The organism is Lujinxingia vulgaris (assembly GCF_007997005.1).
Classification (GTDB): domain Bacteria; phylum Myxococcota_A; class Bradymonadia; order Bradymonadales; family Bradymonadaceae; genus Lujinxingia.
In genome coordinates, this window is the sequence record NZ_VOSL01000115.1 from 1 (window position 1) to 10,604 (window position 10,604).

At 58.2% G+C, this 10,604-nt stretch carries 7 protein-coding genes and 2 pseudogenes; all 9 read right to left on the bottom strand.

Annotated elements, in window-relative coordinates; genetic code table 11:
* Positions 1–265, bottom strand: a pseudogene (locus tag FRC96_RS16615) (hypothetical protein); the annotation flags it as partial.
* Entirely contained in the window at positions 262–2,349 is a 2,088-nt protein-coding gene (locus FRC96_RS16620) for an RCC1 domain-containing protein (RefSeq protein WP_146976077.1), read from the bottom strand. The pseudogene FRC96_RS16615 and the gene FRC96_RS16620, both read right to left, overlap by 4 nt.
* A 340-nt stretch (positions 2,350–2,689) precedes the next feature.
* A complete protein-coding gene (locus FRC96_RS16625) occupies positions 2,690–3,571 on the bottom strand; it encodes an AgmX/PglI C-terminal domain-containing protein (protein WP_230470365.1) in 882 nt (293 codons plus the stop codon).
* A 169-nt stretch (positions 3,572–3,740) separates the two neighbouring features.
* A complete protein-coding gene (locus FRC96_RS16630) occupies positions 3,741–6,506 on the bottom strand; it encodes a hypothetical protein (RefSeq protein ID WP_146976081.1) in 2,766 nt (921 codons plus the stop codon).
* A gap of 545 nt (positions 6,507–7,051) precedes the next feature.
* Positions 7,052–7,411 (bottom strand): hypothetical protein, encoded by a 360-nt coding sequence (locus tag FRC96_RS16635; protein ID WP_146976082.1) that lies wholly within the window; start codon positions 7,409–7,411, stop codon positions 7,052–7,054.
* Entirely contained in the window at positions 7,408–7,740 is a 333-nt protein-coding gene (locus FRC96_RS16640; RefSeq protein WP_146976084.1) for a hypothetical protein, read from the bottom strand. Before FRC96_RS16640 ends, FRC96_RS16635 begins: the two co-directional genes overlap by 4 nt.
* A gap of 439 nt (positions 7,741–8,179) precedes the next feature.
* On the bottom strand, positions 8,180–8,821 hold the full coding sequence (locus FRC96_RS16645; RefSeq protein WP_146976086.1) for a GNAT family N-acetyltransferase: 642 nt from the start codon (positions 8,819–8,821) through the stop codon (positions 8,180–8,182).
* Positions 8,822–8,879: 58 nt separating this feature from the next.
* Entirely contained in the window at positions 8,880–9,683 is an 804-nt protein-coding gene (locus FRC96_RS16650; protein ID WP_146976087.1) for an AAC(3) family N-acetyltransferase, read from the bottom strand.
* Positions 9,684–9,686: 3 nt separating this feature from the next.
* Positions 9,687–10,604: pseudogene (locus FRC96_RS16655) on the bottom strand (AMP-binding protein); the annotation flags it as partial.

Consider the following 10,604-nt stretch of genomic DNA (forward strand, 5'->3'; position numbering starts at 1 on the left):
CAGCCGCCGGGGGAGGCGGCGCGGGTGCGGCCGCGCCCCGGGCCTGAGGCTGCTCCTGCGGAGCCCGGGGGGCGCTGCGTGCCGCGCTCTCGGAGGCGATCGAGGGGGCGTCGGACTCGTAGGCGATGCTCTCGGTGGTTTCGTATCCGCCGTAGCTCGGCGCCTGGCTGTAGTCGGAGCTGGCGGTGCCGGCGCAGCCCAGCGTGGTGGCCAAAAGAAGCGCGGCGGCCAGCAGGCGAAGGTGTGGATGGGCGAACATTCTCATGGCGTGTACTCCAGCTTCACGTCAAAGGGACGGTAGGACTCGTCGCGCAGGAGCGCGGAGTTGCCGATCTGGCCGTACTGGTTGCTGCCCCAGCATTTGATGTTTTGCTCGTCGACGAGCACGCAGGAGTAGGCGTTGCCGGCCGAGACATCGACGCCGCGCACGATGTTGTCGTCGACGTCCAGGTAGAGATCGATGGGGGAGCTCCAGTTGTTGTTGGTGCCGTCGCCGACCTGGCCGACGCTGTTGACGCCGAAGCAGCGGACGTTGGTCTGCTGCGCGTCATTGCGATCGACGACCATGCAGAGGTGGTTCGCGCCGGCGCCGATGGTCAGCGCGGGCTCGCCGGTGCTGATCTGGCGCGGGAGAAACGCCGCCTGGTTCAGGAAGGCGGTGGCGATGGGGTACTCGTCTTTTTCGCAGCGGTTGGTGTCGGCGTTGCAGGTGAAGTCGCCACTGCACGTCCCATTTTCAGGACAGGAGCCATCGGAGACGGTGCGCACGCTGAAGCGGGCCACCGCCGGGCCGCTGGGAGGGAAGACCGCGCAGCGGTCGGCGTTGCGGCCGGTCATCGCGCCTTGCGTGTTGAAGTAGCCATCCCAGACAAAGCAGGTGTTGCCCGTGGAGGAGGCGCGGTGCATCGCGCCCCAGCAGAAGACTTCGCCGTCGGTGGTGCGCGCGCAGGTGAAGTCGTTGCCGGCGGCGAGCTCTTCGACCTCGGTCAAACCGGGGACACCTTGCGGGACGGGCTCCAGCGTCACGTTATCGAGGGGGTCGTTTCCGAAATATCCAAAGGCGTCGACGATGGGCAGGCTCGACTCGCTCAAGGTGCCGACCTGGCCAAAGCGGTTACGGCCCCAGCAGCGCACGGTGCCGTCGTCGAGGAGCGCACAGCTGTGATGGCTGCCGGCGACCACGTCGACCACGCCCGAGCTCAGGCCTTGAACCTGCATCGCCACGCCGACGTTGATGTTGTTGCCGACGGCGATGCTGGCGCTGCCGATCTGACCGAAATCGTTGGCGCCCCAGCAGCGCACCCCGCCGTTGACCACCGCGCAGCTATGCGCGAAGCCGCTGGCGATGGCGGTGGCGCCGGAGTTGATGGCGCGCCCGCCGGGCACATCGCTCCCCACCGTCGTCCCCAGGCCGAGCTGGCCGCGCTCGTTCTCGCCCCAGCAGAAGACCTCGCCATTGAGGCTGAGCGCGCAGGTGTGTTCGCCGCCCGGCGCCACGTCGACCATGGTGGGAAGGCCGCTCACATCGACCGGGTTGCGCTGGTCGCCGTTGGCGCCGTTGCCGATCTGGCCGCTGTTGTTGCGACCCCAGCACTTGAGCTTGCCCGAGCCGACAGCGCAGGCGTGCTCATCACCCACGGCCATCGCGTCGACGCAGAACTCGTCGCATTGAACCGTGCCGCCGCAGCCATCGTCGATGGGGCCGCAGAGGACCTGGGCCTCTTCGCAGGTGATCGGGGTGCAACCGCAGATGTTCTCCTCGCCGCCGCCTCCGCAGGTATCAAAGAGGGTGCAGACCTGATCTTCGGCGCCGCAGTCGATGACGCGCTCTTCGCCACAGCTGTCCACAATGGTCAGCTCGCCACATTCGGCGGCGTTCTCGGCGCAGTGTTGCTCGTCGCTGAGCGCCGGGGTGCAGCCGCACTGGCCTTCGATGCCGCCGCCTCCGCAGGTCTCCGGGTCGCCGCACTCCGGCCCGCAGCTCTCAACCGTGCGCAGCTCCCCGCAGCTATCTTCGATGACGTGGCTGCCGCAGCTATACGAGCTGAGCTGACAGAGCTGCTCGTCGCTCTCGCCCTCGCAGGCGTCGGGCGCGTCGACGTCGGTGTCTCCGGCGTCGGGGTCTTCGGCGTCCGGACCCACATCGCCCGCGTCGTCTTCGGCGTCCGGACCCACGTCGCCCGCGTCGTCTTCGGCGTCCGGGCCTACATCGCCGGCGTCTTCCTCGACGTCGGGGCGGTCGTTGGTGGGGGGAATCGTGCGCGTATCGGGGCCTTCGCTGCAGGCGACAAGGGCCGTAAGCAGGCCAATGGCGAGCGCGTGACGCGTCAGAAGGGTGAGGCTTTTCATAATACGTTCCGAGTGTTGTTACGCCGTGAGCTATTGTTGATGTCGTGTCTGCTGCGTTGAGAGCACCCCGGGCAGCGTTGCAAAGCCTCGACGATGCTAAAGCATCGCCTGCGTTTTGCGCCTTGCCCGAGAAGCTCTCAGCTTCGCAGCCATCGACCTCAACTTCTGCTCATGGCGTATGAGCCAGGGCGGTGGGCAAAACGTTGGGATGGGCACAGGGCGTATGGCGAGGGCGGTGCGTCGCGGTATCCCCCGCCGGAAGGCCCGGTGTGGGCGGCACCCTAGCAAAACGCGCGTGGATTTCTAGTCGAGGGCTGCGCGCGGCGCGCAGGCGCGACGATCAGGGCGCCGGCGCCGTGAACATAAAGTGCGGGTGAGAGCGCAGCGAGAGCTCGATCGGGTAGTTGACGGTGCACACGCCGCCCTCGGGCGCGTCGAAGGTCGTGGCGCTGAGCGTCTCGGTGATGCAGCGGTTGGTGTTCTCATCGTCGATGGTGCTGGCGACCTTGATATGCGAGGTCGAGCCGTCGGGGAAGATGATGAACTGAGCGAGCGCCGCGCCCACGAGCCCGCGCTTCTGGGAGAGGGCCTGTTCGTAGCAGCCGTTGATCGTGTCGTACGCCTCATAGAGCACATCATAGATATGCTCGTTGTTGCAGCGCCCCTCCTCGCGGGCCTCCGGGGGCAGCGCCTCGCGCTGGGCCTGAGCCTGCGCGCCGCTCCCGAGCACCAGCTGCACCTCGCGCGCGCCATGCTCGCGCAAGAAGGAGTAGCTCAAGATCACCTCGCGGCTCGACGCCCCACGCGCGCCATCCTCCACAAGATGCGGGTAAAGGGCCTCCGCCACGCACTGACTCAACGCGGCGTCGCCCAGAGTGTCGGCGTGGGTCTGAAGCCCCACTGGCGAGTTGTTGGCGTCGAGCTGCCAGGCAAACTGCACCATGCCCGCAAGCTCCCCGTTTTGCGCGAGCGCCTGACGGTAACAGGCGTTGATCTCGGCCTCCGCCGCGCTCATCGCCCGATGCAGGATGCGGCTGGGCTCTTTTGCCTCTCCGTCGGTCTCCGCCGCGCCCGCTTCGGCGTCGGCGCTGAGCGCGGCCTCGCCGGACGCCTCGGCCGGCGCGTCATCCGTGGGTTGCGGCGCGCTCTGGCAGGCGCCAAGCGCACCGGCAAGGGTCAGCGTGAGCAGGGCGATAGGGGCAGTCGGGCAGAGTGCGCGCATGGCAGACCGGAGGCTCGGGTGATGGGAAGTGGCTCCGGACCATGTAAATAAGGGATCGGGTGTGGTGCAAGGGGGAAATGGCGGCGGGGGGGCGGAAGCTACTAAAAAAGGCCCGGGCGAGTTTGCCCGGGCCTTTTTTAATATAGATTAGATATAAATAGTCATTCAGTTACTTGGCCACAATATGTTCTTCAATCAGGGTCCGAGGTACCCCGAGCGAAGCGGCTTCAAACGCCCTGACCATAAGCTCCTCATCATCGAGTTTAGGTGGCAATCCGTCGGCTGTGAACTCCACATTGCGCTCACAAGCATTAAGCCAAACAGCGAGGCCATGCTCAATGGCCGCTCGTGCTGCCATGAGCGGATTAATATCCGACTTATCCCAACCATTAATAAAGGCCAGGTCGTTCCATGCTTCGGCGCCGCCATCTTCAATAGTAGAGTAATGATGAATGTAGGCATCGGAAAGATTGATCATTCGGTTTAAGAAATGAGCTTCGTCCTCGTTCTTCATAGTTTGCACCAATGATCGAAGTGACCTCACCTCTTTTTCATAATCAGCAACTTTTGAAGAGCTGAGTGCATGATCAAGACCTTCAAGTCCGACAATAACGTCGGATGGCAGATAATCCGCAAGTGCAGTAATAAGGCTTGGAGTCGGAAGAGGGAACCAGCCTGGAATGACGTCATTGAAAATCGACGAAATTAATCGATCCAATGTAGCTATAATATGTTCCAAGACACGGAGCTCTCGAACCTCGAGTGGGAGGCTTGCAACGACGCCAGCGGAATCGCAAAGCATGCTCTCTGCCTGGCATGATGCGTCACACATTATGATGTCGCGTGACCCTAACACCCCAAGTCCAGGCGAACTGAACTCAATGGAAACTACATCTCCTACAGTAAGGCTAGTTCGGTCTATAAATGCTTCTGAACTGCTTCCCGTATCAATCACACCGTTTGGGTACTGAACGGACCAATTATAACTAGTCGGCTGCGAGCCATCAATACAAGGTGACGAAATCGACACTGAGAGGGGCGCGCTAACAAGCGGTGCATAAAAGTCTCCACTACATAAAAATCCATCGGTTATAGAGATAGAAACAGGAGTTCCGCCCCGAACAGGTAATGTTGCTGAAGACGATACAATAGCTCCCAGGCCGTCCTCAATCTCAACTCGTACTTGTGCTCCGTTGGGCGAACATGTTGGAGGAGCCACGGCCAAGGCTTCGCTAGTCCTGCTAGGTAGTCTTCCATGATAAAACTCTACATTGTCGAGATACCACGTGGCATGCGCAGGCTCCTGTTCAGCGATATAGTTAGCGTGCAGAACCCGGAATGCTGTTGTTGATAGATATTGCCCTGTAGCAAGTGTTACTTCAGAGGCAATGGGCCGAATCTTGACGTGCATTGTTTCATCATGTTCAGTTGCGACACCGAATGCATAGAATTTATTGTTACCGATGTCGACATTAACGACGCGATTAGAGCGTGTTAGTGGGGGGTAAACGCAGTTTTCTCCTGTAGACGTAGAATAAGACTCTTTATAAATGGACGTGTTCATCCAAGAAGTATTTTGAGAGCCGCCATCCCCATAGGCTTCAATGAGGAAAGATTGGCCATAATAGGAGGGAGGGAATGTGATTTCAACTAACCCGGCTGAGTATTGCTTCATCGGAATTGTCGTGGAAGGCGTCGACGTTGAATATTCATAGGTTTTCCGGCGATCACTGGATGAACTAAAGGCGTTCGTTTGAGGTGTACATCTATCATCCCAAAATGAACTATAAGTGTCTAATTTTATTTGCTTTTCAATGAACGAATTCCGCGCATATTTAGAGTATATGAATCTTAAAGGGGTCCGTAAATAAGCAAGCGTATTTCTGTGATCTGCTAATCCACCGCCTTCTGACATCATAGGAGTAATCCACTCGATACCAACATTTAAGAATCGACTAACAAAAATATAAAAATCTTGGCCGGCATAATGTAATGAATCAGCATCGGTTAAATGACGAAAGTGGGGCACATTCAGTTTGCGTATCGAATAGCCGTAATCTCGTGAAAAGTCAGACAAGACTGATCGATCGTTTAGTTCGTTATTTACAGAGCGTGATGCGGCAGTCGCCGTGCCTTCAATATAATAAAAGTTGCTTCTGCGGTAATTCGCTGCGCGTTGTAAAGAGTGAAAATATTCGTGGTTAGTAGTCCACAAACTTCTTTGTTCAAAAGGAAGTATCTCAATCTTTTCTGTTGATGGAGAGGTTACGGTAATAATAGGCAGATTATTACGCCCGTCTCGGGCATAAAACAAAGAAATTCGATCTCCGATAGCCAATGCATATGGTGCAATAAGAGCCGCAGAAGGTCTGTTAGCTTGAATTGAATCCGCGAATTTTTTAGCAATATCCATGGCATCGTCATCGCTAGCAGCGATAACTACACGAGGAACCCCGTCAAAAAGAATTTTAAAGCTATCACCTGGTTCCACGGAGTGTATTTTAATCATCGGGGCAACTTTATAAATTGGATATATACAAATAGTTAATATTTTTCCGAATGCACTATAACGACCGCCAGTACACTTTTCGCCATCTTCATTTGAAAATTGGCGGAATGGTTCCATGTATACTTTGTAATCATAATCTGAAAGGGGACCGGTAGTTTTTAAGCGAGGCTCTGGAAATTGAAAGCGGCCCAATTGGCGACCAGAAAAATCTTGAGCGGTTTTTTGTAAATAATTTGAGTAAAACGCTCTTTGGTTATCTGTACATTGATCATCGTTTTGAATGTTTACGCAGATGATTTCCATTCTTGCAGAGCCGTTTAATCCTTGTTGAGTCGTTATTATGTTTGAAGATATGTCCGTTTTAGGGATTTCAGGGGAGGAAAACCAATCACCTTCGGCAAATACAAGATGTATAGGTCGCTCCATAAGAGCGTAAAACTCTGCTATGAATCTACCATTATCAGTATAACCTTCTAGGGTAATCCAATATCCGGACTCATTGTCAGACGTTCCATTGGATTCGATCCAGGCTGCGAGTAGTAAAGTATTTGGATCGACATTATCTGGGATCGGAATTGAGGCAACAAACCACTCGTTATCTGGTGCATCGAATGTAATTTCAGATAGTATAGTAAAAATAGGGCTAACTGGTTGAAGTGGATTTGGGAGAGATTTGATATGTTGTAGATCAGAATCCTCCCACAGTTTTAAGCTAACAGGAGCGGTGAGAGAATATTTGCTTGCTGAGATTTGGAGATTGCTTGGGCCATAAATTACTCCTCCCGGCTCAAGAAGATTGTTGTTTCTGCTGAATGTGTTCGTTTCTATCTCTGAATTGGAGCAAGCAAAGAAAAAAGCAGTTATTACAAAAATAAAAATAATATAAAGACGGGTTTTATTGCAATCATAGCATTTTCACTAGGTTTATAAATTAACATTGTAGTTTTGAGTAGGGTGTGTAGCAATGTTGATTATGGGATTTCGTTAGGATGGAGTTGAACGCTTTCGGGTATTTTGTATGTTTCTACATACACTTTTCCGTCGACTGTATAATATAAATAGGCTAGTAGGGTTCTAGCGTTTTCGTGAGTTCCATAGCCTGTAAATAGTTGCATGCTGACGTTGGTTTTTAAATGTGCCTGTAATGTTGATTCGTTTGAAGGGTTAAGTTCGGTCTCTTGGTAATATGTGCCTAGAGCTAGCGCATTCTCGGACATGAGGTAGACGGCCTGAGATTCACAAAGCTCGGCATCTGATGGTCCACATGAAGGTAAAGTGTTTAGTGTAAGTGTTAATGCTGTTGTCATGAGTAGGAAGTTATAACGGGTCATTGCCAACCTCCTTGGTTTTCGTTGGGTTCTTCCCAGGGAGCGCTATGAGAAATAATAAAGTCACGAACCTCTTGCTCATTGTTTTGAATGTCCATAATGTTGATGTGGACAGTCTCGTTATCAAGATTGTCATAAATGCTTAGCTCAAGGTGCTCGTAGTCGCTGAGATCGTTCACCGGTACCCCATCAACGCTAACTTCTAAGAGCGTCATATTGCGTAAAGTAATGGGTTCATAGGGGCAAGTGCTAGGAGTTGAAGAGAACCAGCCCGGCGCGAAACTCAGCGCGGCTGCGGCGAGCGTTATCATGGCGAGGTGTTTTTGTGACATGGAACTCTCCAAGTTTACGGTGCGTGAAGTAGGTATTCGGGCGGCGAAAAGTGATATGAGTCCACAATAGCCCGCCTGTGGCGCAGTGTAATTGATGTGGTTCAGTTTTGTAGCAGAAGGGCGAATGGATATCAAATGATAAGAACTGTTTTTGTGCGTGGAGATTTTGGGGTGTTCTAAGTGGTTGATTTTGTGTGGGTTTAGATCTCATGGTGTTTGAGGATGGCGCGGGTCGGGCCCGTTTGATCATAGCCGACCGGTCAGGACGATTTTCCAACAAAACAAAGAACCGCCAGCCCAACTTCGGCTGGCGGTTTTTTTTGAACCTCGTCGCTCGTACCTGGTCATCAATTTAACGACACGCTCACTTCGTGAACAGAACATCGAGAGTCGCAGCGACTAAGACGAGCATGTTGAATTTCTCAATGGATTCAAAGCGTTAGTGGTCATTAAGGTCCCGCACCATCGTCAAATACTTGAGCTTTCCGTCGTTGGATTTACCGCGGTAGGCGGTGTCGAAGCCATAAGCGCGGCAGAGGTCGAGGGCGGCGCGGTGGGTTTCGGGGACGTCGACGCGGGCGCGGCGGAAGCCGCCCTGGCGGCCGCGGCGGAGGTAGTCTTCGATGAGGGCGTGGCAGAGGCCGCGGCCGCGGTGGTCGGGATGCAGGCCGAGGCGAGTGATGACGAAGTCGTTGTCTTCGAGGGGGGCGAAGAGCTCGCGCAGGCGCTCGACGCGCTCGCGGAGCATGGCGTAGCTGCCCTCGCCCATATGACGAGCGACATCGAGGAGGTCGGCCTGGCGGGCGGTGCGTAGCTCGGTTCCGCTCAGCGCGATGTAGCCGCCGGCGATGCGGTCGTCGAGCATGAGCAGGCGCGCGCGCTGGAGGGTGATCTCGGAGTTGTCGCGGAGCATCCAGCGGGAGAGGGTCTGGTCGATGTCGGCGCCTTCGAGGAGCACGTCGTCGTAGGGTTGGCCGGCCGGGCGCACCCAGGTGAGAATCTCGGCGATGCGGCGCTCCAGGTCGGGCGTCTTGTGGCCCCAGCGCAGGGGTGGGGTCTGGGATGGGTGTCGCAGGTTCATGATCACGTCCTTGTCGTCATGGCGTCAGGTGAGTCGAAGTCTCGAGGATGCGTGTGGGTCAGGGGGGCGCCGGCGGCGGTGTGGGACCGGGGGCCGGCGGTGGTCGCGAGCGCAGGAGGGCGTGGGGATCGGCCAGCAGGAGTTCGGTGGCGGTGTCGACCAGGCGTCCGGCGTCGACCAGCGTGAGGCGCGTGCGGCCGAAGGGGACCACGCGCAGGTGGCCGCGGGCGTGCAGGGTCTGAGAGAGGGTGATGGTGGAGAGGGTGACGGATTGGGGCAGGCGGCGCTGTTGAAAGAGAAAGCGCCGCTCCATGCTTAAGCCCTGGTCGAGGCAGGGGCCCTCGATCTCGCGCAGGTCGAGGTAGGGCACGCGCGCGCGGGCCTCGGCGATGTGCAAAAGCGGTGAGTGCTGAAGATCGAGGCCGATGAAGAGGGCGCGGGCGTTGAGGGCGATGAGGGTGTCGAAGGCCGAGCCGGGGCCGAAGGCCCCGGGGGTATCTCGGGCGCATAGGGTGTGGGCGAGCGGCCCCTCGGCGCAGAGTGATTGCAGGGCGTGCGAGGAGCGGTGGGCGCGGGGAAGTCGGCGCAGGTACTCGTTAAAGGGCGCGGCGGTAGGTGTGAGCTGGCGGTCAAAGGGTGTGCCGGCGGCAAATGCCGGCGAGTAGCTGGTGGTGACGAAGGTGGCGCGGGTGCCGGTGAGCTGACGCAACGCGGCGTAATAGCGCGAGGGAAGCTCGTGAAGCGGACAGTCACGCAGGTGGCCGGCGGCGAGCAAATCGACATGAAGTAAGAGCAGCTCTGCCGGCCCCAGGCCTAAGGCGCTGAGCGCGTGTCGCAGGTGGTTCAGGGTGAGGGTGTGCACGGCTCAGCTCCGCTCGTTTTCGAGGTGACGGGCGATGGCCTCGCGGTCGGGGGCGCCGCAGCTTCGGCGCGCGAGCTCGCGCACCGGGAGCACCCGATCGGGGACGAGGTGGGCGGGGAGCTGTCGGCGGCAGGCTGCGAGGATGGCCTGCACGTCGAGGGGTTGGTCGGCGCCGGCCACCACCAGGGCGATAAGGCCGGCGGGCCAGGCGGTGTCGCGGGGCCAGGGGACGACCGCGACGTGGCGGTGGCCGCAGGCCTGCTGCAGGGCGAGGTCGATCTCGCTTAAGTCGACGAGCTCGCCGCCCAGGTAGATCTGGTCGTCGAGGCGCTCGCCAAGCTCGATCTGGCCGCCTTCGAGGATGCGGGCGTTGTGGCCGGTGCGAAGCCAGCGCGAAGGCAGCGCGGCGCGTGCCACCGAGGGGGGGGCCGCGTCGAGCTCCACCAGGGGCGCGCGGGTCGAGTCCGGCGTCTTGCCGCAGGGGACCTGAGGGCCGCTGACCACCAGCTCGCCGGGCTCGCCGGGGGCGTTGGCCCGGAGCTCGTGGGTGATGGTGGCCGCCATATGGGCGTCGAAGAGGGTGAGGCGGTCGGTGTCGTTGCTCTCACGTTTGTCGGGCTGCAAGGTGTTGGTTTTGCTGGTCTTTTTGGTGGTGTCTTTTCGGCCGTTGAGAGGGCGTGTGGCCAGCGCGGGGCCGGCCTGGGGCGGTCCCCACATCGAGGTGATGAGGCTGCGGGGGGCGGCCTGCTGCCAGGCGTGGGCGAGGTCGGCGTCCAGCGGCGCCCCGAAGAAGATGGAGGAGCGCAGGTCGGCAAAGACCCCCTCGCCGAGCTCGCCGGTGCGCCAGAGCCCGGCGGCCAGCGCCGGCCAGCCGGCCAGGCGCGTGAGGCGATGGGAGCGGATGCGCTGGCCGAGCTGGCG

What these genes read in the sequence shown, in the direction of transcription:
- FRC96_RS16620 (WP_146976077.1), bottom strand. Translation starts at nt 2,349, where the DNA reads ATGAAAAGCCTCACCCTTCTGACGCGTCACGCGCTCGCCATTGGCCTG.
- FRC96_RS16625 (WP_230470365.1), bottom strand. Translation starts at nt 3,571, where the DNA reads ATGCGCGCACTCTGCCCGACTGCCCCTATCGCCCTGCTCACGCTGACC.
- FRC96_RS16630 (WP_146976081.1), bottom strand. Translation starts at nt 6,506, where the DNA reads ATGGAGCGACCTATACATCTTGTATTTGCCGAAGGTGATTGGTTTTCC.
- FRC96_RS16635 (WP_146976082.1), bottom strand. Translation starts at nt 7,411, where the DNA reads ATGACCCGTTATAACTTCCTACTCATGACAACAGCATTAACACTTACA.
- FRC96_RS16640 (WP_146976084.1), bottom strand. Translation starts at nt 7,740, where the DNA reads ATGTCACAAAAACACCTCGCCATGATAACGCTCGCCGCAGCCGCGCTG.
- FRC96_RS16645 (WP_146976086.1), bottom strand. Translation starts at nt 8,821, where the DNA reads ATGAACCTGCGACACCCATCCCAGACCCCACCCCTGCGCTGGGGCCAC.